This window comes from Streptomyces sp. NPDC093510 (assembly GCF_040683555.1).
Classification (GTDB): domain Bacteria; phylum Actinomycetota; class Actinomycetes; order Streptomycetales; family Streptomycetaceae; genus Streptomyces.
In genome coordinates this window covers 166,846-192,963 of sequence record NZ_JBFBEE010000006.1, presented here as the reverse complement: position 1 = coordinate 192,963, position 26,118 = coordinate 166,846, and the positions used below count along the sequence as shown (strand labels likewise).

The window sequence follows — 26,118 nt, the reverse complement described above, 5'->3', positions numbered from 1 at the left end:
GGTGCTCAGGCGACCGGGCCGGCGGCACCGGTGCTCAAGCGACCCGGCCGGCGGCACCGGTGCTCAGGCGACCCGGCCGGCGGCACCGGGCCTCGCCGCGTACGGATCGCGTGCCTCGCCCCGGACCGGGGTCCGCACCGCACCCCGGGCCGCTCGGCGGCGGCGCAGCTGGGCGCGGCCGGTGGCCCGGTACGAGGAGGCGGCCACGACGGTGGCGAGCGCGACTTCGACCAGGTCACCGCCGTAGTACATGACCTGCGCACCCATGTGCAGGTCGGCGGCGATGAACGAGGTGCCGGGCGGCGCCGTCGCATACAGCGTCTTGGCCAGCACGGCGTGCGCGGCACCGGCGGCCAGCAGGGTCGCCCCGCGCACGCCGAGGCTCCAACGGTGCCGCACCGGGTCGAGCCGGCAGACGGCGAAGGCGAACAGCAGTCCGGCCGCGAGGACGTGCGTGTGTACGACGGCGTGCAGCCACGGCTCGTGCCGCACGGCAGCGAACAGCTCCGTGCGATACAGCAGCCAGAGGCCTCCGATGTCGAGCAGGGCGGCCAGCGGGGGAAAGACGAGCCACCCGGCGGGACGGGAGCGGGAGAGGGCCAGCAGTCCCCGACGCGCGGGGCCGGGCGCCAGGGTGCGCAGGGCGAGGGTGAGGGGGCGGGCCAGGACGAGCAGCAGCGGGGCCGCCATGCCGACGATCAGGTGCTGGACCATGTGGACGGTGAACGGCCCGCCCGGCAGCGGGCCCACCGCCGCCCAGGCCACACCGGAACTGCCGAGGGAGAACGAGGCATCCCGCCACCAGGGCCACCCGTCCCCGCGCCGCCGCAGACGGCCCGCGGCCAGCAGGTAGACGGCGGCCGCAAGCAGCGCGGCCACCGCAGTGGCGAGCTCGGCCAAACCGGGACCGGCGCCGGGGCCAGCGCCGGGGCCGATGCCGGGGCCGATGCCGGGGCCGTGACCGGGTCCCCCGCCCGGGTGTGGATGGACATGCGCGAGGATCACGACAGCGACCCCGATCCCGATCCCGGCCTGGACTCAGCCCCCGACCCAGGCCCCAGTCCCGACCCCGACCCCGACCCCACGCTGCCGCGGCGTGCGGCGCGGAAGGTCAGCACAACACCCACCAGCAGCAACAGCAGGCCGGCGATGTTCCACGCCCACTCGTACGGGGTGACATCGACGCCGTAGCGGACCTGGTGCAGGCGCAGCAATTTGTGGTCCACGATCCCGTCGAACAACTGGAAGACCCCCAGCCCCAGGAAGAACCCGGCCCAGGCGTAGTCCGCGGCCAGGGCACGGCGGCGGCGCAGATCGGCGTACAGGAAGAATCCGGCGACCAGGGCCAGCAGTTCGCCGGTGTGCAGCAGCCCGTCCGACATCAGACCGATGCCGAGGGTGGACCGGTCGTAGAAGTGGTGCCAGTGGAGGATCTGATGGAAGACGATCTCGTCGACCGCGGCCATGACCGCCACCCCGACCAGGCCGCACACCACCATCGACCTGCGCGGCTCACGTCCCGTGCCGGGGGCCGGGTGCGAATGGGCCGATGCGTTCATGGGTCCGCCTTTCTGCCGTGCGGGGGCGTGCGACCCGGTCCAGTGCGTGCCGGGGCTCGTTCGGTGCGTACCGGGGGTCGTTCGGTGCGTACCGGGGCTCGTTCGGTGCCCCGTACGTCTACCCCCTGAGGCGTCCCGTGCGCCCGCGGATCACGGCATCCGGGTGAGCCAGCGCCCGGCGACCGGGGGCTGCCAAAGAGATAAGGAGGTCAGGAGGGGTCGAGAACGCAGAACTCGTGGCCCTCCGGGTCGGTCAGGCACGTCCACGGGACGTCGCCCTGGCCAACGTCGAGATCGGCGGCGCCGAGGGCTCGCAGCCGGGCCACCTCCCCCGCTCTGTCGGCACCGGGGTACGGCAACAGATCGAGATGGACGCGGTCCGGCTCGGTCTTCACGCCGGGAGTACGGAGGAACTCGAGATACGGGCCGACGCCCTCGGCAGAACGCAGCACCGCCTGGTCGTCGGTCACTTCGTGCAGGGTCCAGTCGATCGCCTCGCCCCAGAACCGTGCCATGGCGCGCGGATCCTCGCAGTCGACGACCACCGCGGCGATCGGTCCGGTGTCCCGGTAGATCTCCCGGGGCTCCAGCACGCAGAACTCGTTGCCCTCCGGGTCGGCGAGGACCGTCCATGGCACCTCGCCCTGCCCCACGTCGGCGGGTGTCGCGCCGAGGGCCTGGAGGCGTGCGACCAACTCCGCCTGCTGGGCTGCGGAGGTGGTGGCGAGGTCGATGTGCGTACGGTTCTTCGCCGTCCGCTTGTGCTCCTCCGGGACGGGAACGACGTCGATGCAGACGTAGACCGGGTCCGGCCAGACAGGGCCGCCGGCAGGGCCACCGGCGAGGTCGCCAGCGAGGTCGCCAGCGGGGCAAACGTAGGTGGTCACGCCGGGGCTGTGAGCGCTCCAGCCGAGTGCCTCCGCCCAGAACCGGCCGACTGCCGAGCTGTCAAGAGCCTTCATGTTCACTTGGACAGGTCGCAGTGTCATGCCGGTGACCCTACGCACGCGGCGCAACGGTGATCCATACGAGCGGCGCAACGAGCGACACAACGAGCGGCGCAGCCGTGATCCGCTGGGCAGCCGTGCCCGGCCGCCGCCCACCACCATGCCCCCGGCGACGCGGGGGCACCGTTAAGTCACACCAGTGCCATAGCGCGACGCGGGGCCCGACGGTGGAGATGATGGAGCAAGGCCGACGCCGCCACGGGGGCGTCCATCGACCTCGGAACGGTACTGAGATGAACAGCTCTAAGACTCCTGCGAGCGAGCACGTAACCAGCAGCTCGGTGTTCGGCGCCCCCTGCTGGGTCAACCTGACCACGCGCGACCTGCGGTCTGCGGAGAGTTTCTACCACGCCGTGTTGGGGTGGGACTGGCGCATCGGCAAGCTGGGCGACCAGTACCGGTTCGCCCATGTGGGCGAACTTCCGGTGGCGGGCGTATCCGTCGTGGAGGCCATGGGTCGGGCGGCCGTCGCCTGGACCCCCTTCTTCGCCGCGTCCGACGCGAACGAGACCGTGGCCCGCAGCCAGGAGCGGGGCGGGACCACCGCCGTGGGGCCCATCTCGTTCCCTCCGGGGCGGGCGGCACTCCTGGCCGATCGCGACGGAGCGGTCTTCGGCATCTGGGAGGGCGAGCTGGTGTCCAACTGGGAGGAATGGCGCCGCGCGGCTCCGGTCTCCGTACAGCTCCACACCCGGAACGCCTTCGACGCTGCCATCTTCTACGCGGAGGTCCTCGGCTGGGCGTCCACGGTCGCGGGCTGCTGCGAGGTCCACTACGAGGACGAGAAGGTCGTGCTGCGCAGCCAGGGCGAGGTCGTGGCACGCATTCACTCGGGCGCGGTGGAATCCGCACCCGACCCCGCGATCCGACCGCGCTGGCAGATCCACTTCACTGTCGACGACGTAGAGGCGTGCGCCCAGGCCGCAGTGGCCAACGGCGGTCGCGTCATCCAGCGGGCGGAGGGTGCGGCGGAGGCGATCCTGAGCGATCCCGACGGGGCTCGATTTGTGGTGAATGCCCGCTGACCACCCCAGCCCAGGCCGTTGGGTTCTTGCACGGCTTCTGACGAACCAAGCCGGGGCTGCGACGTTGCGGGGCGGCCGCCCGGCCAGCACGTCCGAACAGTCTGGAACCTTGGCGCCTCACGCAGTGTGTTAGAGGGAAAGCGGAGTGTGCTGCCTGGCGCATCGGTACGGTCGTTCTTCTTCAGGTCGGTCGTTCATCTTCATCTCAGGGGGTGGCGGGATGTTGCCGGAGTCTTTGACGGTGCTGGCCGCAACGGGTGGTGCCGCGGTAGTGCAAGCCGCGGGCACGGACGCGTGGACCGAGCTACGCAGCAAGGTTGCCGCATGGTTCGGACGCGGCAACCAGCCGCGTGAGCGGACAGAGCTGGAACGGCTGGACCGCAGCGCGGCCGAGCTCGCTGGAGCCGGCGAGGACACCGAGCGGGCACGCCTGCGCCAGGAGACGGTCTGGCAGACCCGCATTGAGGACTTCCTCGAGGAGCTTTCGGACGAGGAACGAGAAGGAGCAGCCGCCGCGCTACGAGCTGTACTTGAGGAAGCCGAGAAGGCCGGCGCGGTATCGGCCGGGGCCGGCAGTGCCGCCGTCGGACGGGACATGAACATCCAGGCTGACCGCGGTTCGTTCGGGGCGGGGACGGCCAACGTCGAGGGCGGCGTGCGGTTGGGAAACCCTCCACAGCCGGGTGCGGATCAGCCCTGACCGCACCCGGGAGCATGGCGGGGTCAGCCTCCGGCGTGATGGCTCACAACGGAGGGCTGGCTGCCAACTCCCTGTATGCCGACACTGTCTACGTCGGTGGCGCGGGGCCGGTGTCGGCGCCGGAGCGGGTCACGGTGGTACCGCCGCTGGGGCTGCGCGACCCCTCTCGCCCCCTGCGGGGCCGCGACGTACTGCTTCAGCACTTGGAGTCGGCACTCAGGACCGGGAGCAAGCGGCAGATACAGGTGCTGTGCGGCATGGGTGGATGCGGCAAAACTTCCCTGGCCCTCGAAGTAGCCCACCACCACACCAGCGCGGGGCAACGGGTGTGGTGGATCGACGCTCGCCAGGACACCACTTTGGAGGGCGGGTTCCGTGCTGTGGCCCGTCACGCCGGGGCCACGGACGATCAGTTGAGTGCCGGCGATGCCGTGGACGTGTTGTGGGCGCGTCTGTCCCAGCTGGCGACACCCTGGCTGCTCGTGGTGGACAACGCCGATGACCCCGCACTGCTGGACGGCCCCGGCAGCCTACGGGCCGGTACCGGCTGGCTCCGGCCCCATGTGAGTCCGGTCGGGAGCGTTCTGATCACCACCCGCGACAGCAGCGCCGGAATCTGGGGCAGCATGTGTGCTCTGCACCCCGTGCGCCCGCTGTCCGGTGACGACAAGATCGCCGACGCGGTACAGATCCTGCTGGACCACGCGTCAGCCTCCGTCGGCACGGCAGAGGATGCCCACCGGCTGGCTACTCGCCTCGGCGGCCTTCCACTGGCCCTCCGTCTGGCCGGCACGTATCTGGCCGAAGCCAATCAGATGCCGCCCGCCTACCGCAGCCCCAGTACCCCCACCGACTTCTCGTCCTACCTCAGAGCCCTCGACGAAGACCTGCGCCGAGTCGACCCCAGGAATGTGATCCATCGGACATGGGCCATGTCCATGGGCCTGCTGGAGAAGCGCGGGGACTTCCTCGCCCTGCCCCTGCTGGAACTGATCACCACGTTCGCCGACGCCCCACTGCCCTACACCCTGCTCCTCACCCCGACCACCCTGGCCGAAGCGGGAGAACTCGCCGGGCTGGACGGCCCCGGGCTCTGGAAGTTGTTGACGGCCCTCGCGAGCTTCGGCCTACTCGACCTCACCGAGTCCAATGCGACGGCCGGTGCCCCTCCGACGGCGCGAGTGCATCCCCTTGTCCGCGATGCCACCCGCAGTCAAACGTTGCTCGGAACAGCCGTCACCGCACTGCATAGTGCCGTATTCGCCAACGGGACAGAAATCCCGGAGGAGCCGGCCTCCTGGGACTCCTGGAGGCTGCTTCAGCCTCATGCCCAGTACCTGTTCCACAGCGCCCGCACCGCCGCTCCGTCTGGCCCCATCACGATGAAGGCTGCCGGGGCGGCTGGACTTGCAGCCCGATATCTCCGGGTCCGCGGCCTGTATCACCAGGCCCGCACGGGCCTGGAGGCTGTCCTCTCCGTACGTCGCGAACAGCTGGGTGAGACCCACCCTCAGACTCTGGCCACCCGGCACAGCCTTGCTCTGGCTCTGAGTCAGCAGGGAGAACTGAACTTAGCCCGCACCGAGTTCGAGGCCGTCCTCGCCCCACGCCGCAAGGACCTGGGCGAAACCCACCCGGACACTCTGGCCACCCGGCACAGCCTTGCTTCGGTGCTGAGCCAGCAGGGGGAGCTGGACGCGGCCCGCACCGAGTTCGAGGCCATCCTCGCCCTGGACCGCAAGCACCTGACCAACACCCATCCGTACACTCTGAGCGCCCGGCATGCGCTTGCCTCGGTGCTCAGCCGGCAAGGTGAGTTGCACGTGGCCCGCACGGAGTTCGCGGCCATCCTCGCCCTACGCCGCAAACAGCTGGGCGAAACCCACCCGGACACGATACGCACACGGGCCTGGGTGGAATGGCTCGATGGCCGTGCATGACGTTCATCTCGATGCTTCTGCGACCCAGTCCCCCCGCCCCACGGAAACGATATCGATGCCGTCTAGGGTCTGTTGCGAAAGTGGATCAAGGCCGTGGATGATCACTGCCCGTGGGGAGAGGTGATCTGACGAACGGCCAGTGGGCCCGGCTTGAGTCGCTGTTGCCGATGGCAAGAAGCCGGGCCGAGCGCCGGTGTGGACGCGGCGGCAGCTGATCGACGGCATACGGTGGCGGACCAGGACCGACGCGCCGTGGCGCGATCTCCCGGAGCGATACGGCCCGTGGGACCGGGCCTACGGCCTGTTCCGGCGCTGGCAGCGCGATGGCACCTGGCAGCGGATCTTCGAGCGGCTTCAAGCCGAAGCCGATGCGAAAGGCCTGATCACATGGGACGTGAGCGTGGACTCCACGATCGCCCGGGCTCACCAGCACGCCGCTGGGGCGCGTAAAAGGGGGATCTGCAGAAGGAGCCTCCCGGTGGCGTCGGCAGCGAACCCGACGACCACGGCCTCGGGCGCTCGCGCGGTGGGCTGACAACGAAGCTTGACCTGGCGGTCGAGCAGGGGCAGAAGCCGCTGCCCCTGCTCGTCACCGCCGGTCAGCGGCACGACAGCCCGCAGTTCCAGCCGGTCCTGGAGGGCATCCGCGTGCCCCGTATCGGCCCGGGTCGGCCGCGCAACAAGCCGGACAAGGTCCGCGCCGACAAGGCGTACGGCTCCCGCGCGAACCGCGCCTACCTGCGCAGACGCGGCATCCGCTGCACCATCCCGGAGAAGGCCGACCAGATCCGCAACCGCAAGGAACTCGGCTTCCGCAGCGGTCGCCCGCCCAAGTTCGACAAGGCCGACCACAAAGAGCGCCATGCGGTTGAATGCGGGATCAATCGACTCAAGCGCCACCGCGCCGTGGCAACGAGATACGACAAGCTTGCCGTTCGCTACGAGGCGACCGTGCTGGTCGCGGCCATCAACGAATGGCTGTGACCGGCACCTTCACAACAGCCCCTGGGCGAGGTTGTCGGTGACGCGCTGGAGCACGGAGACTGCAGTCGCGTACTCCTCCTCCGTGATGTCGCCGAGGAGCTCCGCGCGCACCTGGTCCATGTGTTCCTTCGCCGTCGCCAGGCCCTCGCGGCCCTGCTCCGTGAGGGTCAGCCGGCCGTCCGTGCCGACGCCGAGCCAGCCCCGGTGCACGAGGGCGTCGGAGGCGTGGACCATCACCTGGGTGCCCATGCCGTAGGGCACGGCCAAGGCGCGGATCTCCTCCCTGGTGAGGCCGTGCTCAGCCCGGACGATGTTGTTGAGCGCCCACCACTGGGGCTGGGTCACGTCGATGCGTGCCAGGGCGGCCTGCGAGTGCCGCAGGATCGCCTCGGTGGCGCCCCAGGCGACCAGGGCGACGGGCCGCTGGCCGAGTGTGGTGGTGCCGTTCTGTGGGGTGCTTACGGTCGTCATGATCGCTAAGCTAGGACCTCAAGTGTGGTTGAAGTCAAGACTGGTTGAGATCATCATGGCTGCGACGGCGCAGCGCCGGTGGGTGAACATGCGGGAGTATCGCCGGGGGCCCTGCATTTTCGCGATGGCTTTCCGTTCGGCCGCGAGTCGTTCGCACTTCCGGCGGGATCAAGGCAACGATCCCGGTTCCGGCGGACCGGGTCCGCAACCGTCAGAAGCTCCTGCGCGGTGGCGCTGCCGCCATGAGATACGAGGAACTTGCCGTGCATCATGTGGCAGCCATGCTGGTCGCAGTCCTCAACGAGCGCTGTGACCAGCACTTTCGCAACAGACCCTAGTGCCGTATCAGGCAATGTGCGCCTTGTCGTGATGCGTTGCCGTGGTGATCGCCGTGGGGCATGGACCCTCGAACCCACCCGAGAGCCTGACGACGAGCCGACGGTGTACGCCACGCAGTGTGCTGTGGACGGCAAGACTTACCCGCCCAGCCAGAACTTCACCGTGCCTCAAGTCTGGATCCGATCCTCGAGCACTGCGGCGCACATCCCTCGCACCACACGTTCCGCAAATAAACCCCACACACACTCATCAGCCCCGGTGGGGCGGGTCCCTGTTCTACATCCGGGCCGCCCGACACACGCGCTTCCGGCGCCCCGCCGGCGCCACCCGTGTCTTCCGCTCCGCCATGGGGGCACCACCCACTGACTAACGGGCGTGCCACACGCCGCGTCCCGGCTGTGCAAAGGGCTTTGAAGGCACCATCAACTGTGAGGACCGCGTGAGTTGCTGCTTCGGTGTCGCCATGGGTGAAGAGGGCAACTCGCACAATCGGCACGTTGCAGCGGCCCCCGTTGTGCTAAGTCCTTTGTCTCTTGGACATCTTCAATCGGCCTCGGGAAGCGGCTGCGCCAAACCCCTGGGGGCTCTTCGATCCTTTCCTCCCGCGGGCTCGGGTAGCTGAGGCTTTGGGCGTAGGTCGTAGGTCGGTGGTGAAGTGATCGGCGGCGCCGCAGGATTGGAGGCGTGGACTCTCTTGATTTTGATGTGGACGATTTCCTGAAGCAGCCGCTCACCGCTCGTATCGCGACGAGCGGGCCGACGGTACGTCCTGTCTGGTTCCTCTGGGAGGAGGGGGCCTTCTGGACCTTGACCGGTCCGTGGGCCCGATTGTTCGACCGCGTGAAGGATGACCCGAACGTCGCCCTCGTAGTGGACGAGTGCGATCTCACGACGGGATGTGTCCGGCAGGTGATCGCTCGGGGCCAGGCCGAGCTTGTGCCCTTCGATATACCGCGGGGGCGGCGCAAACTTGCCCGCTATCTGGGTGCGGACGAGGCTTTGTGGGACGTGCGTTTTGTGCGTTACCTGCACGATGATCCGGGCGAACGAGGCACGATGTGGCTGCGTTTGATGCCTGCCTCACTCACCGCGACCGATCTCAGCTACTCCGTTGCGTAGTGACGGCGCACTTCGCGGTGCTGTTCGACGCCGCCTTCATGGGCGTCATGGGCGGCATGGGCGGCATGGGCGGCATGGCCAGCAGGATGTCTGCCTCCCGTGCGATCCGCGATCCGCGATCGGCGATCAGCTGAGCAAGCGCCGCATCCGCGCGGTGATCTCCGTCGCGGAAGATGGACCTGGCCGTCGGCTGCGGCGGGGCAGCCGGGACGGAAGACCGCCTGCGTTCGACCGAGCAGCGGCGCGGCACTGCCACACGCTCTGAGCAGACCGCCACCATCTACCTGGCCGAACTTCCTAATCGATCGCTGGGAACTCCCTCTAATCCGCCTGCTGACTCAGGGAAGTTGTGTGATGCCAGCTGACGCGGCGCGGTACGCCCACTGTCAGACGTTGCTGGCAGCATCACCGCCATGAACGCCGTGCATGCCACCCCACCGCGGCCGGTCGACGTGACCGCGCTCTCCCCTCGACTGGCCCCGCCGGCGCGTACGGCGACTCGACTCCACCCGCGCCCCGGTGCCCCGGCGCCCCGACCGTGCGCGACAGCTCCGTCGGCGGCCCGCTGCGCTGGCCCGCCGACGAGCCGTGGCCGTACTGCGACGAGCCGCACGACAGTCGCGCGGCGCCTGTGGTCCACTCGCCGGAAGACATCCAGCTCCTCCGCCGCGTCCGTGCCGCATGGCCGAGCGGCTGCACCTCGACCCCGAGGCGGCCCAGTGGGCCCCGAGGAGTTGGAGGTCTTGAAGCGGATCAGCGCGGGCCGCCCGAGGTTCGACGGCCTGGTCCCTCTCCTCCCCGTTGCCCAGCTCTACGCCCGCAAAGTCCCCTCCCCCACCCACCCGACGCCGACCTCCGCCAGGTCCTGTGGTGCCGCTTCGACCACGCGGAACGCCCCCACCCCCGCACCGCACTGTTCTGGTGCAGAGGTTGGTCAAGTAGAGCTCCTGCGGGTCATACGCGTACGAGCTGTACAGCGCAGGGTCGACCGTCTTCCAGCAGCTCATATCCTCCAGCTGGTCACGAAGCTCCTTGTCCAGCTCCCGGGGGTTGGGGAATTCGGTGACCTTCTCCGGTGGGAGCAGGCACGGCTTCGGGAGGTAGTAGTCGAGCTCGACGACCGGCGGCGCCGGCGGCTGGACCGACTGGGCCGTCACCGACCCCGCAGACCGCCCGTGCCCGAGTGCGGCACCGCGACGGTCCCGCTCCTCACCATCGCCTCCTCGGAACGGGGCGGCGGCAGCGAGACCTGGATCCCTGAGGAGGGACGGACGATCCCGGGCCCGCCTCCCCTGGGCGCGCGGGACGGCAACTTCACCCGGATCGACATCGCCGGCGGCAACAACCTGCAACTCCACGTCCGCCCCGACTCTCCAACGGCAGCATCGCTCACTGCCGGATGACCCAAACGACGGGCCCTGGAGGCCGTCTGCTCGCTGACCGTCCGGCAGGTTCGCGGAGCGACACGCTCAGAGCCAGCACCGTTCAACCGCGCTGCGGTCACTGCGCCGTTGCGGCTCCGCCTTGGACGTCGCCGACGCGGACGCTGGGCGACAAGGCGTATTCCAGGCGGGCGATTCGCCTCCTGCTGCGGCGCGTGGGCATCGTTGCCACGATCCGCGAAGGCCGCGCCCCGGAGGCCAACCGGTTGTGCATGTGAAACAGCCGCTCGCGGCGGCGCGGGCCGAAGGGCACATCAGCCCCCAGCGGCATCCCCCGGCGCGGACCGCAGCCAGGTCTCCATTATATGTAGTGTGCGGAAATGACAAGAAGCGAGCGAATCGCGGACCAGCTGGACCGGCACTGGCAGAAGAACCTGCGGCCGCGGCTGCACGGTCTTGCCGACGAGGAGTACTTCTGGGAGCCGGTGCGCGGCTGCTGGAGCATCCGCCCAAGTGGCACGTCGGCCGCACCGATGTCGGAAGGTTCGGGCCAATGGACGATGGACTCCGCGTCCCCCGACCTGGTGCCAACGCCGGCACCGGTGACCACGATTGCCTGGCGGCTGGCGCACATCATCGTGTCCTGCCTGGGCTATCGGGTCGGATGGCACTTCGGCGGCCAGGACGTCGACTCCGAGACATTCGCCTACGCGGGGACCGCTGACGAGGCGCTGAAACAGCTCGATGAGATGTACGGGAGATGGAACGCGGGGGTCCGCGAGCTCTCGGACGCTGACCTGGAGAATCCACCCACGGTGGGTCCCGAGCGGTTTCCCATGGAGGGCATCGTCCTGCACGTCAACAGGGAGCTGATCCATCACGGCGCCGAGATTTCCCTGCTGCGCGACCTCTACCGCTGCCAGGACGGAGCCGTACCGCGCCGAACATGACTTTCCGGTGACCGACGATCGAGCTTCGGGGATCTACGTGGACGCCGTGATGCTCCGTGGCTGGGCTGCGAGCTTGCGGGCGTGGCCGGCCTTTTAGCCGGTGACGACCATGGGGTTATCCGGGTCGTTGTCCGGGCCCAGGAGGCCGAGATCGGCCAGGGCGGCGAGGCCGGCGGCGCGCGGCGCGTAGGTGGGGCAGGATGCGGTCACGGCACTGCGGGCGGCGGTGATGTCGTGAGTGCGGCCGGGCAGAGCCGCGGAGAACCAGATCATCCGGCCCCGTTCGTCGGCCAGGGCGAGGACGTGCAGGCCGTGGCAGTTGTGTTTGCCGGAGTAGTTCGGCCGGTCGCCGTCCCGGTGCGGTGGTGCGGCGCTGAGTGGGGGGCAGGGGCCATCGCTCAGGACTGTCTCGCCGCCCCGCACCGGTGATCTCCTTCAGGGCGCGGCCCAGTCGTGGGGCCCTGGCAGCCAGCAAGGTGATCAGCTCGTCTCGATCCGGCGCCGGCGCCGGATGGTGGTGTCGGAGACGTCGTTGCCACCGGCACAGCCGCCGGGGGCACCTTGGTCACGCCTGGCCCTCCGTGCGGGCCGGTCACGGACGGACAGTGAACTACCCATCGGGCCGTTTGCGCAGCCGGCTGCGGTTCGGCCGGCTTCGTCAACTTCATCAGCTTCGTCAACTTCCACGCAGCGGCGAGTTCGTTACGAACCGGCTCAGCCGGTAGGTGGTCGGCAGCGCCAAGCGCCCACACAGTGTGTCGATCCGGATCATCGACCCGTCGACTCCTGCCTCCCCGAGGCGGCGCAACTGCGCACGTACCTCCCCTTGCTCCCGAGTCTCAACGATCACTTCCCACTGACCCGCGCCCGGTGCGGTGCGAGCGGCAAGGCGCTGATTCTCCGCCTCCTGCCGCCGCCTTCTCTTCCCTCGTCCTGGCATCAGCCCAGACTCACTGACCGGCGGCAAGGCGGCAGGGCGATCGGGTCGAACATTCGCATTGTCGGCGTCGCCCGAGCCCCGCTCGGTGATTATTTGTCAGACACGCTAGGCAGTCCCCAGCATGTGCAAGGAGAATGGGCCACTCCGGTTGCCCGTACTATCGCCGTGTCAGGGCATCTGTGTACTGAATATTGCTGCCGCCCCGCAGACCTCGGCCCCAACCCCGGTCTCGTAAGGCACACATGTGCAGCAGGCTCCTCAACTCCGGTCTCAGGACCGGGAAGGGATGTGCGTCCCATGTCCGAGAACACTTCCACGACCGAACTGACCTCGCAGTACGCCGCTCAAGTACGTGCCGACCTCGAACGCAACGCCAAGGAACAGCACCGCCTCAGTGCGGAAATCGCCGCGTTGCAGGAGCAGTTGGCGGCTCACCAACGCGACCACGCGGTGCTGGTGAGCATCCAGCAGGCGCTCGGTGAGGCGCCGGCTTCCACACCGCCCACCACCCGGCCGGACCAGGCCGCGGTGCCCGCCCCCCGCAGCGGGAAGAAGACCTCAGGGTCCGGCGCAAACAAGCAGGAACGTTCGAAGAAGACCGCTCCCCAGCCCCGCCGTGCCACAGCCGGAAAGGCGACTGCCGACAAGGCGGCCGGCGGAAAGGGCAAGAGCTCGGGCACGGGCACGGGCACAGGCACAGGCACGGGCACAGGCACAGGCACGACCGGATCCGCGAAAGCGGCGCAGCCGACACTGGTCGAACTGATCCGCGGCCACCTCGCCGATCAGAGCGAGCCGCGCTCGGCGGCAGAGATCGCCACGGCCCTGGGCCAGGCCCATCCCAAGCGCAGTGTCAAGACGACCGTGGTGCGCACCACGCTCGAAGGGCTGGTGGCCAAGAGCCAGGCCCAGCGCAGCAAGCAGGGCTCATCCGTCTTCTACACCGCTGCTTCGGCGTCGGTGCCACAGCCGACGACACCGGCGCAGGCCGAGGAACAGGCCAAGGAGCAGACCAAGGAGCAGGCCGCACCAGCCGACGCATGACACCTCCGCGACACGCCCCCGCCCGGCCACTGTGCTTGGACCACGGGACATCCGCCGAGCGGCGTCCTCCTGGACTGTCCACATCGGCCTGGTCACCAAGGGCCGCGCGCACTGGGCGGAGCTAGGGCCTGTCGCGGGAGTGCGGGCCGACGCCGCACAACGATGTCTGATTGCCGCCAGCAGAATCCGTGCGTGATGCTCATGCTGGCGGTATGACGACATCATCCACTACGGACTCAATAGCAGTTCTCACCGGCATGTATGCGGCTGAGGCGGAGTACTTGGCGGCCGGAGGCCCTGGCGAGGCTTCGTTCGATGTGCTCGCCCCCTTCTTCGCGCCGGATGTAGAACTGCACCAAGCAGACGCGCTGCCCTACGGGGGCACTTGGCGCGGGCACATAGGCATGGCGCAGTTCTTCCTCGCGATGGGGCAGGTGTGGGAGTCGTTCGACATGGTGGCGCAGGAGTTTCTTGCCACCGGTGAGACCGCGGTCGTGCTCACACAGGTCCGTGCCCGCGCTCGTACGACCGGCCGTGAACTCAGCTTCCCGATCCTGCAGACGCTCACGGTCAAGGACGGGCGGATCACCGAGGTCCGTCCGTTCTACTGGGACACGCAGGCTGTCGCCGACGCCTGCACCGCGCCGTCACCGACAGACTGAATGTGCGGTCGTCGTACAGCTGGCAAGGCGCAGAGGTACGCGGCAGGCAGGGCCTCCCTGGACCGAGGCAGGATGTATGTTCCAGGTCCAGCCGGTCAGACGGTTGACCGACGGGTACGGCGGTGAGCCGGCGAAGGGCTCGTTCGGTGCGGCTCATGCGTTGGTGGCTGCGCGGTGGGAACCGACGGTGGAATATGCCAGGTCTGCGGACATGACGTCTCTCTGGTGGGACGCTGGAAATAGCCGGCCGCCGCCGCGCGGGAGCGGCAGCGGCCGGGCGCGAGGACCCCCGAGGCTCCCCCTCGATCGCTCCTCACGCGGAACACCCTCAGTGGGTGGCCTGGGCTGCGGGAATAGCCCTGTCGACCGCCACCCTCTGGCGGGCGGCGGCTGGAGCTGCGTAGTCGGTGATGCGGCTCCAACCGATCTTCGTGAACGTGCAGCCTGTCACGGCTCGGGGACCGGGAGCCTTCGGTGTGGGCCAGAGCCCGACTTCACCTGCTCTGAGAGTAGAAGAGAAGCCAGGTTGATCGGAAGCCGCTGGCCACGTTGCTCAGCCGGCCTCGGCTTGGGCCCTTGGTGTGGGCGGCTTCCCTGCTGAGAAACTGGCGGCTATTTCATTCGTGGCTACGTGGGGCTGTACCTGGCAGCAGTTGCCCACGGCGTCGTCCGTGCCGCCCGGGACGACTCAACGTACTCGCCGCACTCAACGTACTCGCCGCACTCAACGTACTCGGCGAGCTTGACGTGCTCGGCGCCCGCGGCAAGCAGGGCAGGGGCGGCGGTGATCGCCATCCCCGGACCGCTGATCGGCGCCGGTGGCAAGCGGAAGACGGCGGAAGACATCGCAAGTCCCCGGTCTACTCTCGAACGTACTCCCGCCGGAGCGCTTCGGCTTCACCTCCGCGGCCGAGCCACATGAGCATGCTGACGAAGTCCTCGACGGCGCCCGGGTGGCCGAGTTCCACGGCGACTCGGTAGAAGGGTTCCGCTTCGCTGTGCCGCCCCATCTTGCGCAGCAGGGCAGCGAGGGGTTGTGCCACCTGGCGGAAGCCCCCTGTGAACATGCGCCGGTACAGCGCGAGAGCCTCCGCGTGGCGCCCCGCGCCGACGAGGAGTTCGCCGAGGTTGCCTGCCGCATAGGGGTCGCCAGTCGCAAGCGCGCGGCGGTAGAGGGCTTCTGCCTCGTCGAGACGGCCTTGGTCCTCCAAGAGGATGGCGAGGTCGTTCGCGGCGTCGGGGTGGCCTTTCCCGAGGGCTTGCCGGTAGCGGGACTCCGCCTCCTGCACGTGCTCCGCCGCGGTCAACAACTGGGCGAGATCGTACGCGGCGTAAGGGTTTCCGCGGTCGGCCAGCTGTCGCCAGGCCTGCTCGGCGACCCGCGGTGCGGCGCTACGAGCGTTGCGTGCGACGATCAACCGGTCCGCCTCGGTGGCGGAGTGGGCGAGCGCGGCGTGCCAGAGCCATTCCGGCAGCGGCGCATCCGTGTGGTCGACGAGGTAGTCGAAAGCGGCCCACCTTCCGTCCCGTGCCGGCACCAGCAGACTGGTGACGCCGTGACGTACCTCCGACGCCCAGGCAAAGGCGGCCTCCAAGGGTTCTGGCCGCAGCACACCGTCCGCGGTCAGACACCGCTCGTGCAGTTCTTCCAACTGGCCTTGGGAATAAGGGCCTTGCAGGCCCGAGCGAGTGAGGTCGACGGCCACCCGGACCAGTGCCGCTCCGCGCGCGTGACCGTTCCCCGCTCCTGCGCGGCGCCACTCCAGCAGGAGCGCGGGCCCAGCGGCAAGATACTCGGCGACTCCGTAAGGGCCATGGTGGGCGACCGCCTCCAGCACGCGAGCGTCCTCGTACTGCCCGGCGCGCGCGAGTTCCCGTTCGCTCCATAACCGGTGCAGGTCGACGACCTGAGCGGCTCTCAGCAGGTGCGTCCAGGGGCCCCGGTCACGCTCGGCGCCGAACGCCTCGAACGGCTTCAACCGCATCGTCGCGACCACGGGCACGCGTCGCCGCTCCAGGGCGGCCAGCAGGCCGGCCCCCAGGCCACCGGGCCGCAGGAACCTCTCCAGATCGTCCAGCCATACCACGCACGGTCCGTCATGGTTCTCCACGGACGTGACGGCATAGGACATGTCCTCGTCCGGGGGCGGCGCGCACACGCGGTGGTTCGGCAGCACCGTCCGCACCGCTTCGAACAGGGCTCGGGTCTTGCCCGCCGCGGAGTCCCCCACCAACACCACGAGCCCGCCCCGCCGGGCCGTCTCCTCGACACATCCGCGGATCCGTTCGTCGACGTCGCGGGCCACATAGGGCGGGACCCGGTGGTTACCGGCGTCCGGGAGAGACGGATGCACCCCCGCCGCCAGCGGCTCCCACGCCCCGGCCACAGGCCAGTCGGCCGGGTCCTCCCCCGGCCGATGGGGCGCCGACCCGAACGGCGGTGCGATCGTCACGTTCTGCACGATTTGCGCCTGTACCACCGGACCCCGCACACCACCAGAAATCCAGTTGCGCCCCATGTCCGCCATCGTAGCCAGCTCCACGCTGCCGAACCCGAGCTCAATAGGAGGGCCGTGACCGGAGCCCGCCGGCCGAGCCACTGATCGGCGTCCCAGGCCCGGAACCGCTCTACGTCGGTGAACCCCGGCTTTCCTTCGATCCACGTCCAGGTTTCCTGGCCCGGACGCTCGTATAGGGTCCGCGTGTGCCGTGATCGGCACAACCGTCGCGGCGCGCGTGGTTCCCTTTCCTCACGTACGGGGGTACGTACCACATGGACTTCGTCTTCCACATACTCTTCCCACTGTTCATCGTGCTGGCGTTCTGGGCCGCCTACGCGATCGTGCGCCGGACGCGGGAACGACGCGCGGCCTGGGAAAGCGGACTCACCGCGCAAGCCCGCGTTGTGCGCGCCTGGATCACCGTCCAGATGGTCAACGACGTGGCGCGGCGCACCCAGTGGCACGAATACGACTTCACGACGGCGGACGGCATGGCCGTCCGGTTCAAGGAGCCGGGCGGCCCACCGGGCCGGGAGGCGGGCGACGAGACACGTGTGTACTATGCGGACGAAGAGCCCGACAAGGCCACCGCCTCCGAACCCCAGCCGGGCAAGGACATGTTCGGGACGGTCCTAGGCCTCGGCATCCTCGGGGTGGGGGTCATCATCCTCACCAAGGTGATGATCCAGTACTGGTAACAGCGCTGGTTCCGCCGGTTCGCGAGCGGCCAACGAGGACACTTTCCGGGCCCCCGCACCCATGCTTGGAGGCTGCTGTTGTCATGCGCCTTCGCCGCTGTCCCACCGGCACCACCGGCACCACCGGCACCGAACGGGCCCTGACCGTACCGCTGTTGCCCATCCCGGTCTGCGACATCGTGGTCGGCGGGACCCGGAGAAGCACCCGGGGCGGGCATCAGCGGCCGGGTCCTCGCTGGCCGGGTCCTCGGTGACCGGCGAGATGGAGTCAACATCCGCCGCGGTGCACATTCGCGGTGAGCATGGTCCGGTCCGCATCCGAAAAATAGTTTGCCCGCGAGCCGGCGTTGTCGACAGGATCCGCCCCATGACTGCGCCTATCGCCTTCCTGCCGCTGACTTCCACCGCCTGCTCGGTGCGAGTCCAGCAGCAGCCGGGCCGACCGCGAAGGCCTGGCTTCCCTCGCTCATGATCGCCGTTCTGATCGCCGTTCTGATCGCCGGACTCCTCGCAGGTTATGGCATTGCCATGCCCGTGGGAGCGGTCGCCACATATCTGGTGGCCCTAACGGCTCGGACGTCTCTGAGAATCGGTGTGTTCGCCGCACTGGGTGTCGCAACCGCTGACGGCCTTTACGCATTGATCGCCGTGACCGGGGGCTCCACAGTTACTCCCCTCATCGAACCAGTCCTGGTTCCCCTGCGATGGGCTTCCGCCTCGGTGCTCATCATGCTGGCCCTCTGGAGTGGCGTCACGGCTGTCCGCCAATTCCGGGGGCAGCAGACGGCGACCCGCACCGATATGACGCCCCTCACGCCTGTTCGGGCCTATATGGGATTACTGGCGATCACGATGATGAACCCCTTGACCGTGATCTATTTCGCGGCGCTTCTGCTCGGCAGCAACATCGCAACCGCTGCCACTCACGTGGAGCAGGCCGTTTTCGTCTTCGCTGCGTTCGCGGCGTCCGCCAGCTGGCAGTTGCTGCTCGCCGGCGGCGGATCCCTGCTGGGCCGAACGTTGACCGGCAGCCGTGGCCGGCTCATTACCACCATGATCTCCAGCAGCCTGATCACCGCACTCGCCATCCACCTCGTCATCTCGCCGGCAGGTACTTATGCGCAACAACTCAGGGCATACGTCGAAGTCGGCGTAGCTCCCGGGTGTCTATCTCTTTGCCTCGGTGTGCCAAGCAACCACACATGGCTCACCTGCCGCCCCGGCGGACTGCGCAACGGTCCTCCCTCGAAGACTGCTCTCCCAGCCCTGCCGTACCTCGCGGTCAGATCTGCTGCACCAGCATCCACGTGGCGAATGCCAGGACAAGCGCCCCGGTCGCTCGCGCCATCGCGTACCCCTTGCCGGTTGGCTCGGTCGCGTCCGGGTTCTTCACCCACCCTCTCTGCATGCTTCTGTTCACCTTCCAGAGCAGCTGGGGTCGTATGACTTGCACCAGCCCCATGATCAGGAAGAGACACAGGATCGGGATGAGGGCGGGGCTGCTGTCACCGTCAGAGGCGGCTTGGATGACCGCGGCGCGATTCATGCTCGCTCGGGTGCCCGGACCTCGTTTCAGAAAACAGTCGTGATGCGGTGAGGGCCCAGGATCAGGATGTGGTGCGGCCGGTTACGGGGCCCGGCCCGGCGCTCATCGCTGTGGGCCTGTGAGCCTGTGGGCCTGTGGTACTTCGCCAGTTTTAGCCGGCTGTGACCGGTCGACGGAGCACTGAACGCCTCCATTGGCGGGTTTCGCCATCCGTATCAACTCAGCTCTTATGTGTGCAGGGGTGTCGGGCTGGTGCCAGCGGGGCGCGTTGGTGTGAGCCGACAAGTGATCTCAGCATGCCGACCCCCGCCACGACGGCAGCGAGGTGCAGCACTGCAGCAACGGCGAGGTTCTCCGGCAGGGTGACGTCGGTCGGGCGGGCGAAGGCAACGAACAGGGTGAGAGGCAGTTTCCATCCGCTCCACGCGAAGAGCGAGCCCGACCCGAGCCAGCCGAGCGTGAGCAGGAGGTGATAGGGTACTCGCGCGGGACGTCGTCGGGCGAGCGCCCAGATGGCGGCGGATCCAGCCAGTGCCCAGAACGCACCCACACCCGTCAGCAGGCACCCATAGGCGTCCCTCTCCGCCGGGCGTGCGACTCCGAGGGCGCCGCCAACTGCCCAGTACAGCCAGACAAGACCGACGACGGCTGCGACGGCAGCGGCCCATGGCCCAGCGGTAGGGGTACCGTCCTTGACTCGCGCGGTAAAAGCTTCCGGCCAACGTCGCCGCAGGTAGGCGGGGAGCGCGAGGGCCAGCCCCAGCCCCATTCCGATGAAGCTGAACTGGATCAGAGCGCCTTCCCAGCCGGGCAGGGCAGAGTCGTCGCCCCCGCTGTCTGCCATGCCGCCGCGCATGGCATCCAGCACCGTGCTGAGCACGGCATACGGCAGGATCGACACGAGGAACCCTGCTCCCGTCCAGGCGCAGAAGACCACCAGCCACCCCGGTATCCGCATGCCCCAGGGCCGCACCAGGGCAAGCGCCAGGGCGATCCCGATCCCCGCCATGCCGATGGTCACTGTATTGAGCACGACCCAACCGGCCAGGTTGAAGCCCTCCCCGATCGGCGCCAGTCCCAGCAGCGAGCCGACGACCCACAACACCTTGATCAACAAGTAGGGCGACAGTGCCAGTACCGCCCCGTATCCCGCGCACCGTCCAACCCGGTCCCAGCGTTCCACCTGGATACCCCTTCCTCAGCAGGAACTCCAGCCTCGGACATGCCCCGCGCGTGTACGTCCGCCGCGGGAAGCCTTCGCCTCCGTCGGACGGCGGATACGATCTCGTCACCCAGGCGGACCGGGCGCACGAGCTGCCCCGACGAACGCCAACTCGCAAACCGCTGGCTCAGTGGCATCAGTGCGTCACTCATGACACGAGGGCGGCGGTTCGTTCGACGAGTTGTCCTCGTTCGAAGCGGGCTCCGGCACGGACGAGGGCGACGAGGTGGGGTGCGTTCACTGTTCGCCACCACTGCTGGGCGGACTCGACGAGCTTGAAAACCATGGCCAGGGCGGCCGCTCGGGAGCCGGCCCCTCTGGTGACCTTCGTCGCAGCCGGACGGTCGCGAAGGTCGACTCGATCGGGCTCGTGGTCCGCAGGTGGATCCAGTGCTCGGCCGGGAAGTCGTGGAACGCCAGCAGCTCGGCCTCGTCATCGACGATCTTCTTGACGGCCTTGGTGATCAGCGAAGTGCTGCCGCTGCTCTACCTGCACGGCCTGTCGCGGGGCTGCCAGCGGCGAGGCATGCGCGCTCCCGTCCTCGCCGTCGGCGACGGCGCGCTCGGCTTCTGGAACGCACTGAACGAGGTCTTCCCCCAGACCCGCCACCAAAGATGCTGGGTTCACAGAACGGCCAACTGCCTCGACAGCGTCCCGAAGTCGGCCCATGCGGCGAAGAAGGCCATCCAGGACATCTGCAACGCCGAAGCCCGCGAGCACGTGGCCTGCGCTCACCCGTCGCCTCATCGACGCGCTTATCGTTCACCCGCGGCGTTCTCACTTCGCCCGCCCCGGCCACGGTCGTCACCGACCGCGGCTGGTGGTAGCCGTTGCGCACGACGAGGCGGTGCCCGGACTCGTCACGTTGATTCATCAACTCGTCAACTCGGTCTGGTCGCAGCTGATGTGCGGTTGTCGGTTACGGTTACGGTGGCAACGCTGCCGACCGCAGGACCAGCGCTCTACTGTGAGCCGATGCGCGCACACCACATTGACCGGCCGGCCGATCTCGACGTGGTCCGGGAATCCTATGACCAGGTAGCGGACAACTACGCCCACATGGTGATGACGACGGGCATGGGTGACATCCGCCGCCACCCCTGGCTCAAGGCGTCGATCGACGCCTTCGCCGACACCGTGGGCGGGCTCGGGCCCGTCCTCGACGTCGGCTGCGGACCCGGCACAGTGACCGGCTACCTCGCCGAACGCGGACTCGACGTAGCCGGGGTGGACCTTTCACCCCGCATGATCGAGAACGCGCGCCGTCTTCATCCGCAATGCCGTTTCAGCGTCGCCTCCGCCACCGAGCTCGACCTCGATGAAGCGTCCTTGGGCGGCGTGCTCGGATGGTGGTCGCTGTTCAACCTTCCCCGTGATGTCCTCCCTCAGGTCCTCGCCCATTTCGCGTACGCCCTGAAGCCGGGCGGGCACTTCATCACCGCCACACACGTCGGCGACGAAGACGCAGTACGCACCGAGGCGTACGGAGGAGTTCCTGTCCGCTGGACCACGCACAAGTGGCGGCCGGAGCAGTTCGTGGACCTGATCGAGCAGGCCGGACTGCAGCCGGTCGCCGAACTCCGGCTCGCAGCGGATGAGCAGGCCGGGCCGGGCCTGGTTCTCATGGCCAAGCGACCCGCCTAAGGGCAAGCATCTTTGCAGAGCCCCATCGGCCGACCTTCGTCGCGCACGGACCCCTTCCCACTCGGGCCCCAGGATGAAGTGGCAGAGGAACGTGGGCTGATCAATCGCATACTGCCGTAGCTCGCCGATCCGGGTGTCGCCCTGTGGGAGCCACCATGTGCCGTGCACTACCGCTCCCTTCAGCCTCCCGGGTGACGACCGCACCGGCACCTCCCAGGTCCAGGCAGGTGACGTACGGGCCGGGCGTGAAGTCGCGCAGCGGCACGTCGAGCAGGTCGGCCGCCGCGTTGTACCCGGCCACCTTGCCGAGCGGAGCGGCGTGCCGGCAGGCCCGCATGACCGTGTGTTCGGCGTCGCACGCCGCTGCAGCCGTGTCTCCGGCGACGAACACGTCGGGGAGCGCGCGCAGCCGCCGGTCCACCGGCAACCGGCCCAGGGAGTCGAGTTCGTCGGAGCTGCCGGGTGAGGTCACTGGCCGCGAGCCCCGCGCACCAGACCACGACATCCGCCTCGATCCTGGCGCCGCCGGAGAGGACGGCGTATCCGTCACCGACCTCCGTCACCGTTGCCCCGAGGCGGCGTTCCACGCCCAACTCCCCCAGTGCCGCCTCGATCTCCCCGCGTGGTCCCGGGTCAAGCTGGTCTGCGACCACTTCGGAGCGGTCCACCAGCAGGACCCGGCCCCGGGCCCGGCGGCGAGTGCGGTTGCGGTTGCGGTTGCGGCCTTCAAGCCGACGAATCCGGCGCCGACCACCACGACACGCAGATGCCCGGCGCCGATGGGCTCCATGATTCTTCTGAGCTCCACCTTGGCCGAATCCGGCTCCGGCTCGTACGGGCACGGCCGCAGCACCAGGGGCTCGTTCGGCCCTATGGGCGTGATGCGCAGGTCCGCATCCCCACGCGTCAGTGCTGCTCCCGCCGCGCTCCGCACACCCGCGAAACCGCCTCCGACGATCACTACGTGCGCCATCGTGTCTTCCTCTCCCCGGCCTCGCCCCCTCCGGGTGGCGAAGGGGGCGACAGGGAGACAAGACGGCAGGCTCAGATGTGACGCAGGCCGGCGAGTTTCTCAGGCTTGGCCAACCTCCTGTACGTCGTGATCCGTCCATCGGTGATCTCCACGGTGTCGAGCCAGACCAGTTCGCCGCCGCGGTAAGTGGCCAGCGCCGGGCGCGCGTTCACCTCGATGACCCGGAACGCGCCGGGGCGCCTGATGCTGGCCTGTCGGATCATCAGCAGCGCGATCGTCTCCGCACCGTGAACCGGCCTGCGCCCGGCGATGTCCCCCGCATCGGCGGCCGCCTTGAACGCCTCGAGCACACGTGCGACCTCGGCCCGGGAGGTCCCGGGCGGTTCCTCGGTCCCGGCAACCCGTGCTCGCGCCCGAGAGGCGAGCTTGCGGCTGACAGCGGACGTGTTGCCGAGCACCTCGGCCGCAGCGTCGGGGCTGAAGGGCGTGGACGGCACGCTGCGGCTGATCGTCTTCATGGGTGCGGCGCAACCTGCTCCGCACCCACCCTCAGTGGTGGCGCGCCGCGCCTGATTCGCGGGGTGGCAATAACGGTGCTGGAGTGCGATCCAGAATCTTTTTCGGGTTCGGCGGCCCAGGAATGTCGAGAACGTACCACCGGCTCCGTCCCAGGGACATCAGCGGTCACCACCGGCCGTACGAGGAAGAAGGAGAAACCAGCATGGCGATTCAGCGGATGGACAACGTCGGCATCGTCGTCGAGGACCTGGACACCGCCGTCGCGTTCTTCGTGGAACTCGGACTGGAACTGGAGGGCAGGGCGCAGGTCGAGGGCCTTGTCGCCGACCAGTGCACCGGACTGGACGGCGTCCGCTGTGACATCGCGATGATGAAGACCCCGGACGGCCACAGCCGGCTGGAGCTGGCGAAGTACCGCAGCCCCGAAGCGATCAGCGCCGGACCCCGCAACCAGCCGCACAACATCCTGGGCACGCACCGCGTCATGTTCGCCGTCGACGACCTCAAGGACACTGTGGCCCGCCTGCGCCCGCACGGCACCGAACTCGTCGGCGAGATCGCCCGCTTCGAGGACAGCTACCTGCTCTGCTACGTCCGCGGCCCGGAGGGCATCATCGTCGGACTGGCCGAACAACTGCGCTGAGAAGGAGACACCGTGCCCTGCACGGCAAGCACCACCCGCCGCCCCGGGCGGCACCGCGCCGGTCAGGGGCGCAGCAGGGTCTTGATGGCGCGCCGTTCGTCCATGGCCTTGTAGCCCTCGGCGACCTCGGCCAGCGGCAGTTCGAGGTCGAAGACCCTGCCGGGGTCGATCCGGCCGGACAGGACCATGTCGATGAGGTCGGGCAGGAACTCGCGCACGGGGGCCGGGCCGCCGCGCAGCGCGACGTGGGAGAAGAACAGTTCCTGGCCATCGATCCCCACGTCGTGCGGGACGCCGACGAAGCCGATGTTGCCGCCGGGTCGGGTGGAGTGCAGGGCCTGGCGCATGGACTCGCTGTTGCCGACGCATTCCAGGACCCGGTCGGCGCCGATGCCGCCGGTGAGTTCCTTGATGCGGGCCGCGCCCTCTTCGCCGCGCTCGGCGACGATGTCGGTGGCGCCGAACCCGCGGGCCAATTCCTGGCGTGAGGCGTGTCGGGACATGGCGATGACGCGTTCGGCACCGACTTCCTTGGCGGCGATGACCGCGCACAGACCGACCGCGCCGTCGCCGACCACGGCCACCGTGTCGCCGCGCTGGACCTGGGCGGCGACGGCCGCGTACCAGCCGGTGCCCATGACGTCCGAGCAGGCCAGCAGGCTCGCGATGTGCTCTGCCGCGGGCCGGGTCGGGGTTGCGACCAGAGTGCCGTCCGCGAGGGGGATGCGGATGCGCTCGGCCTGGCAGCCCTCGGCGCCGACGAACTCACGGTGCAGGCAGTTGGTCTGGTAGCCGTTCCGGCAGTTGGGGCAGGTGTTGTCGCTGGCGAAGAAGGAGCCGACGACGAACTGGCCGACCTGCAGGGTGGCGACGTCGGCGCCGATCTCCTCGACGATGCCGACGTACTCGTGGCCGAACGGGGTGGGCTGCTCGACCGGGTTGATGCCGCGGTAGTCCCACAGGTCCGAGCCGCACACGCAGGTGGCGACGGTGCGGATGACGGCGTCGGTGGGCTTGAGGATCTTCGGGTCTGCGCGCTCTTCGAAGCGGACGTCGCCGGGAGCGTAGAGGATGGCTCCGCGCATGGTGTTGCCTTTCTCTGGCGAGCGGGGTGCGTGCCTGCCCGGGCAGGACCGGGCAGGACCGGGCAGGACCGGGCAGGACCGGGCAGGACCGGGCAGGACCGGGCAGGCAGGGCAGGGTACGGAAGACGGTCGGGTAAGGGGCGGTCAGCTGGTGATGGCGGCCTGGGCGGCGGTGTACTGCTCGTCGGTCACCGGCTCCAGCCACGTGGTGCCGTCGCCCTCACTGTTACCGACGACCATGGCGATGTGGGCCATGAGGGTCGTCTCTGTGGCACCGTGCCAGTGCTCCTCGCCTGCGGGGCACTTGAGGGTCTGGCCTGCGCTCACGCGCACCACACTGCCGTCGCGGGTACCGACGAGGCCGACGCCGTCGGTGATGTAGAGGACCTGGCCGTTGGCGTGCGAGTGCCAGTTCGTGCGGGCCCCGGGCGTGAAGCGGACCAGTGCGGAGGCCAGCCGGGCCGGCTCGGAGGGTGTCTCGATCGGGTTGAGGTAGACGTCACCGGTGAACCGCTCAGCCGGGGCCTTGGCGGTGGGCGTGGAGGTGATGTGTTCCATGACCTGCGTTCCTTGGTCGATGAGGATGTTCGATGAGGGCGTTCGGTGAGCGCCTTCGGAGTGAGCGCCTTCGGGGTGAGCGCCTTCGGTGAGGGGCTCTACACGGGGGCGGCGGCGGGGGGCGCCGGAAGGAGGACGGCTTCGCTCGGGGCGGTGATGCGTACGGCTGCGTCAGGCCGCCGCGTTCGCCTCGGCGACCTTCTTCAGCTGGTTGATCGCGGTCATCGCGTTGGGCCAGCCCGCGTAGAACGCCAGGTGGGTGATGGACTCGGAGAGCTCCTCCACGGTCAGCCCGTTCTCCAGGGCCTTGCCGAGGTGGTACGGCAACTGCTCGGCGCGGTAGAGCGCGGCCAGCACGCTGACCGTCACCAGGCTCCGGTCCCGCGGGGAGAGCTCGCCGCGCTCCCACACGTCACCGAACAGCACGTCGTCGGTGATCTGAACCAGCTTCGGCGCGATCGGCGCCAGCTCCTCGGGGGCGGACTGCTTCGACACGTAATGACTCCCTGTAATACGTCGAGTGCGTACCGGTAGGACCACTGTCTGCGGAAGCTGCCTCACCGGCAGCCCCAGCGGGGCGGTGGCGAGTGGTTCCGCAGCCGTGCA

The 26,118-nt window shown here is 68.8% G+C and carries 25 protein-coding genes and 6 pseudogenes; 15 read left to right on the top strand and 16 right to left on the bottom strand.

Features of this window, described 5'->3' with window-relative positions:
- Positions 1–63 precede the first annotated feature (63 nt).
- The 3 genes from AB0N81_RS12050 to AB0N81_RS12040 form a co-directional block, all read right to left on the bottom strand.
- A complete protein-coding gene (locus tag AB0N81_RS12050; RefSeq protein ID WP_365357661.1) occupies positions 64–1,005 on the bottom strand; it encodes a cytochrome c oxidase assembly protein in 942 nt (313 codons plus the stop codon).
- Positions 1,002–1,559 carry a DUF2243 domain-containing protein gene (locus AB0N81_RS12045; RefSeq protein ID WP_365357660.1) on the bottom strand — a complete coding sequence of 186 codons (558 nt, stop codon included), beginning with the start codon at positions 1,557–1,559 and terminating at the stop codon, positions 1,002–1,004. The genes AB0N81_RS12050 and AB0N81_RS12045 overlap by 4 nt, the downstream gene beginning before the upstream one ends.
- Positions 1,560–1,768: 209 nt before the next feature.
- Positions 1,769–2,548: a VOC family protein gene (locus AB0N81_RS12040; protein ID WP_365357659.1), complete on the bottom strand. Its 780-nt coding sequence runs from the start codon at positions 2,546–2,548 to the stop codon at positions 1,769–1,771.
- 251 nt (positions 2,549–2,799) lie between these two features.
- Here AB0N81_RS12040 and AB0N81_RS12035 point away from each other — a divergent pair, with 251 nt between their 5' ends.
- The 4 genes and pseudogenes from AB0N81_RS12035 (at position 2,800) to AB0N81_RS12020 (ending at position 7,215) form a co-directional block, all read left to right on the top strand.
- Positions 2,800–3,591 carry a VOC family protein gene (locus tag AB0N81_RS12035; protein ID WP_365357658.1) on the top strand — a complete coding sequence of 264 codons (792 nt, stop codon included), beginning with the start codon at positions 2,800–2,802 and terminating at the stop codon, positions 3,589–3,591.
- A 145-nt stretch (positions 3,592–3,736) separates the two neighbouring features.
- Positions 3,737–4,291 (top strand): hypothetical protein, encoded by a 555-nt coding sequence (locus tag AB0N81_RS12030; RefSeq protein WP_365357657.1) that lies wholly within the window; start codon positions 3,737–3,739, stop codon positions 4,289–4,291.
- Between the two features lie 38 nt (positions 4,292–4,329).
- Complete coding sequence (locus tag AB0N81_RS12025; RefSeq protein ID WP_365357656.1) at positions 4,330–6,231, top strand: tetratricopeptide repeat protein; 1,902 nt, start codon at positions 4,330–4,332, stop codon at positions 6,229–6,231.
- Positions 6,232–6,341: 110 nt separating this feature from the next.
- Positions 6,342–7,215 (top strand): annotated as a pseudogene (locus AB0N81_RS12020) (IS5 family transposase).
- Positions 7,216–7,224: 9 nt separating this feature from the next.
- On the opposite strand, the gene AB0N81_RS12015 reads toward AB0N81_RS12020, so the two are convergent.
- Positions 7,225–7,686 (bottom strand): MarR family transcriptional regulator, encoded by a 462-nt coding sequence (locus AB0N81_RS12015; protein ID WP_365357655.1) that lies wholly within the window; start codon positions 7,684–7,686, stop codon positions 7,225–7,227.
- Between the two features lie 1,044 nt (positions 7,687–8,730).
- Here AB0N81_RS12015 and AB0N81_RS12010 point away from each other — a divergent pair.
- The 4 genes from AB0N81_RS12010 to AB0N81_RS11995 all read left to right on the top strand — a co-directional run bounded on the left by AB0N81_RS12010 (position 8,731) and on the right by AB0N81_RS11995 (position 11,476).
- Complete coding sequence (locus AB0N81_RS12010; RefSeq protein ID WP_365357832.1) at positions 8,731–9,144, top strand: pyridoxamine 5'-phosphate oxidase family protein; 414 nt, start codon at positions 8,731–8,733, stop codon at positions 9,142–9,144.
- Entirely contained in the window at positions 9,144–9,278 is a 135-nt protein-coding gene (locus AB0N81_RS12005) for a hypothetical protein (protein WP_365357654.1), read from the top strand. The genes AB0N81_RS12010 and AB0N81_RS12005 overlap by 1 nt, the downstream gene beginning before the upstream one ends.
- Positions 9,279–10,319: 1,041 nt before the next feature.
- Positions 10,320–10,547, top strand: a complete 228-nt coding sequence (locus AB0N81_RS12000; RefSeq protein WP_365357653.1) for a hypothetical protein — start codon at positions 10,320–10,322, stop codon at positions 10,545–10,547.
- 359 nt (positions 10,548–10,906) lie between these two features.
- On the top strand, positions 10,907–11,476 hold the full coding sequence (locus tag AB0N81_RS11995) for a DinB family protein (RefSeq protein ID WP_365357652.1): 570 nt from the start codon (positions 10,907–10,909) through the stop codon (positions 11,474–11,476).
- Between the two features lie 216 nt (positions 11,477–11,692).
- On the opposite strand, the pseudogene AB0N81_RS11990 reads toward AB0N81_RS11995, so the two are convergent.
- Positions 11,693–11,824 (bottom strand): annotated as a pseudogene (locus tag AB0N81_RS11990) (transposase family protein); the annotation flags it as partial.
- Between the two features lie 889 nt (positions 11,825–12,713).
- Here AB0N81_RS11990 and AB0N81_RS11985 point away from each other — a divergent pair.
- Together AB0N81_RS11985 and AB0N81_RS11980 are read left to right on the top strand one after the other, a co-directional pair.
- Positions 12,714–13,460 carry a hypothetical protein gene (locus tag AB0N81_RS11985; protein WP_365357651.1) on the top strand — a complete coding sequence of 249 codons (747 nt, stop codon included), beginning with the start codon at positions 12,714–12,716 and terminating at the stop codon, positions 13,458–13,460.
- 212 nt (positions 13,461–13,672) lie between these two features.
- A complete protein-coding gene (locus AB0N81_RS11980) occupies positions 13,673–14,122 on the top strand; it encodes a nuclear transport factor 2 family protein (RefSeq protein ID WP_365357650.1) in 450 nt (149 codons plus the stop codon).
- 860 nt (positions 14,123–14,982) lie between these two features.
- Here AB0N81_RS11980 and AB0N81_RS11975 read toward each other — a convergent pair.
- On the bottom strand, positions 14,983–16,575 hold the full coding sequence (locus tag AB0N81_RS11975; RefSeq protein WP_365357649.1) for a tetratricopeptide repeat protein: 1,593 nt from the start codon (positions 16,573–16,575) through the stop codon (positions 14,983–14,985).
- A 320-nt stretch (positions 16,576–16,895) separates the two neighbouring features.
- Here AB0N81_RS11975 and AB0N81_RS11970 point away from each other — a divergent pair, with 320 nt between their 5' ends.
- Both AB0N81_RS11970 and AB0N81_RS11965 read left to right on the top strand, forming a co-directional pair.
- Positions 16,896–17,321, top strand: coding sequence for a DUF3592 domain-containing protein (locus tag AB0N81_RS11970; protein ID WP_365357648.1), 426 nt, complete (start codon positions 16,896–16,898; stop codon positions 17,319–17,321).
- Positions 17,322–17,801: 480 nt separating this feature from the next.
- Positions 17,802–18,428, top strand: a pseudogene (locus tag AB0N81_RS11965) (LysE family transporter); the annotation flags it as partial.
- A 175-nt stretch (positions 18,429–18,603) separates the two neighbouring features.
- Here AB0N81_RS11965 and AB0N81_RS11960 read toward each other — a convergent pair.
- From AB0N81_RS11960 to AB0N81_RS11950, 3 genes and pseudogenes are all read right to left on the bottom strand, one after another.
- Positions 18,604–18,783: a DUF6199 family natural product biosynthesis protein gene (locus AB0N81_RS11960; protein ID WP_365357831.1), complete on the bottom strand. Its 180-nt coding sequence runs from the start codon at positions 18,781–18,783 to the stop codon at positions 18,604–18,606.
- 304 nt (positions 18,784–19,087) lie between these two features.
- Positions 19,088–20,050 carry a hypothetical protein gene (locus AB0N81_RS11955; protein WP_365357647.1) on the bottom strand — a complete coding sequence of 321 codons (963 nt, stop codon included), beginning with the start codon at positions 20,048–20,050 and terminating at the stop codon, positions 19,088–19,090.
- A 187-nt stretch (positions 20,051–20,237) separates the two neighbouring features.
- Positions 20,238–20,548 (bottom strand): annotated as a pseudogene (locus AB0N81_RS11950) (transposase); the annotation flags it as partial.
- A gap of 40 nt (positions 20,549–20,588) precedes the next feature.
- Between AB0N81_RS11950 and AB0N81_RS11945 the strand changes: the two are divergent.
- Positions 20,589–20,798, top strand: a pseudogene (locus AB0N81_RS11945) (transposase); the annotation flags it as partial.
- Between the two features lie 16 nt (positions 20,799–20,814).
- Here the strand turns inward: AB0N81_RS11945 and AB0N81_RS11940 are convergent.
- Positions 20,815–20,991 (bottom strand): annotated as a pseudogene (locus AB0N81_RS11940) (IS256 family transposase); the annotation flags it as partial.
- 74 nt (positions 20,992–21,065) lie between these two features.
- Here AB0N81_RS11940 and AB0N81_RS11935 point away from each other — a divergent pair.
- Positions 21,066–21,734 (top strand): class I SAM-dependent methyltransferase, encoded by a 669-nt coding sequence (locus AB0N81_RS11935; RefSeq protein WP_365357830.1) that lies wholly within the window; start codon positions 21,066–21,068, stop codon positions 21,732–21,734.
- Positions 21,735–21,913: 179 nt separating this feature from the next.
- Here the strand turns inward: AB0N81_RS11935 and AB0N81_RS11930 are convergent, their stop codons facing one another.
- From AB0N81_RS11930 to AB0N81_RS11920, 3 genes are all read right to left on the bottom strand, one after another.
- The gene (locus tag AB0N81_RS11930) at positions 21,914–22,387 is read right to left on the bottom strand and encodes a hypothetical protein (RefSeq protein ID WP_365357829.1); all 474 of its coding nucleotides are present in this window, start codon (positions 22,385–22,387) and stop codon (positions 21,914–21,916) included.
- The gene (locus tag AB0N81_RS11925) at positions 22,294–22,707 is read right to left on the bottom strand and encodes a hypothetical protein (protein WP_365357845.1); all 414 of its coding nucleotides are present in this window, start codon (positions 22,705–22,707) and stop codon (positions 22,294–22,296) included. Before AB0N81_RS11925 ends, AB0N81_RS11930 begins: the two co-directional genes overlap by 94 nt.
- A gap of 71 nt (positions 22,708–22,778) precedes the next feature.
- Positions 22,779–23,225, bottom strand: a complete 447-nt coding sequence (locus tag AB0N81_RS11920; protein WP_365357646.1) for a hypothetical protein — start codon at positions 23,223–23,225, stop codon at positions 22,779–22,781.
- Positions 23,226–23,428: 203 nt separating this feature from the next.
- On the opposite strand from AB0N81_RS11920, the gene AB0N81_RS11915 reads away from it, so the two are divergent.
- Positions 23,429–23,869, top strand: coding sequence for a VOC family protein (locus tag AB0N81_RS11915; protein ID WP_365357645.1), 441 nt, complete (start codon positions 23,429–23,431; stop codon positions 23,867–23,869).
- A 62-nt stretch (positions 23,870–23,931) separates the two neighbouring features.
- Here AB0N81_RS11915 and AB0N81_RS11910 read toward each other — a convergent pair whose 3' ends face one another.
- From AB0N81_RS11910 to AB0N81_RS11900, 3 genes are all read right to left on the bottom strand, one after another.
- Positions 23,932–24,954, bottom strand: a complete 1,023-nt coding sequence (locus AB0N81_RS11910; RefSeq protein ID WP_365357644.1) for a zinc-dependent alcohol dehydrogenase family protein — start codon at positions 24,952–24,954, stop codon at positions 23,932–23,934.
- Between the two features lie 144 nt (positions 24,955–25,098).
- A complete protein-coding gene (locus tag AB0N81_RS11905) occupies positions 25,099–25,512 on the bottom strand; it encodes a cupin domain-containing protein (protein WP_365357643.1) in 414 nt (137 codons plus the stop codon).
- Positions 25,513–25,683: 171 nt separating this feature from the next.
- Positions 25,684–26,007 (bottom strand): carboxymuconolactone decarboxylase family protein, encoded by a 324-nt coding sequence (locus AB0N81_RS11900; protein WP_365357642.1) that lies wholly within the window; start codon positions 26,005–26,007, stop codon positions 25,684–25,686.
- Positions 26,008–26,118 lie beyond the last annotated feature (111 nt).

What these genes read in the sequence shown, in the direction of transcription:
- AB0N81_RS12045 (WP_365357660.1), bottom strand. Translation starts at nt 1,559, where the DNA reads ATGAACGCATCGGCCCATTCGCACCCGGCCCCCGGCACGGGACGTGAG.
- AB0N81_RS12040 (WP_365357659.1), bottom strand. Translation starts at nt 2,548, where the DNA reads ATGACACTGCGACCTGTCCAAGTGAACATGAAGGCTCTTGACAGCTCG.
- AB0N81_RS12035 (WP_365357658.1), top strand. Translation starts at nt 2,800, where the DNA reads ATGAACAGCTCTAAGACTCCTGCGAGCGAGCACGTAACCAGCAGCTCG.
- AB0N81_RS12025 (WP_365357656.1), top strand. Translation starts at nt 4,330, where the DNA reads ATGGCTCACAACGGAGGGCTGGCTGCCAACTCCCTGTATGCCGACACT.
- AB0N81_RS12015 (WP_365357655.1), bottom strand. Translation starts at nt 7,686, where the DNA reads ATGACGACCGTAAGCACCCCACAGAACGGCACCACCACACTCGGCCAG.
- AB0N81_RS11995 (WP_365357652.1), top strand. Translation starts at nt 10,907, where the DNA reads ATGACAAGAAGCGAGCGAATCGCGGACCAGCTGGACCGGCACTGGCAG.
- AB0N81_RS11985 (WP_365357651.1), top strand. Translation starts at nt 12,714, where the DNA reads ATGTCCGAGAACACTTCCACGACCGAACTGACCTCGCAGTACGCCGCT.
- AB0N81_RS11980 (WP_365357650.1), top strand. Translation starts at nt 13,673, where the DNA reads ATGACGACATCATCCACTACGGACTCAATAGCAGTTCTCACCGGCATG.
- AB0N81_RS11970 (WP_365357648.1), top strand. Translation starts at nt 16,896, where the DNA reads ATGGACTTCGTCTTCCACATACTCTTCCCACTGTTCATCGTGCTGGCG.
- AB0N81_RS11960 (WP_365357831.1), bottom strand. Translation starts at nt 18,783, where the DNA reads ATGGGGCTGGTGCAAGTCATACGACCCCAGCTGCTCTGGAAGGTGAAC.
- AB0N81_RS11935 (WP_365357830.1), top strand. Translation starts at nt 21,066, where the DNA reads ATGCGCGCACACCACATTGACCGGCCGGCCGATCTCGACGTGGTCCGG.
- AB0N81_RS11925 (WP_365357845.1), bottom strand. Translation starts at nt 22,707, where the DNA reads ATGGCGCACGTAGTGATCGTCGGAGGCGGTTTCGCGGGTGTGCGGAGC.
- AB0N81_RS11920 (WP_365357646.1), bottom strand. Translation starts at nt 23,225, where the DNA reads ATGAAGACGATCAGCCGCAGCGTGCCGTCCACGCCCTTCAGCCCCGAC.
- AB0N81_RS11915 (WP_365357645.1), top strand. Translation starts at nt 23,429, where the DNA reads ATGGCGATTCAGCGGATGGACAACGTCGGCATCGTCGTCGAGGACCTG.
- AB0N81_RS11910 (WP_365357644.1), bottom strand. Translation starts at nt 24,954, where the DNA reads ATGCGCGGAGCCATCCTCTACGCTCCCGGCGACGTCCGCTTCGAAGAG.
- AB0N81_RS11905 (WP_365357643.1), bottom strand. Translation starts at nt 25,512, where the DNA reads ATGGAACACATCACCTCCACGCCCACCGCCAAGGCCCCGGCTGAGCGG.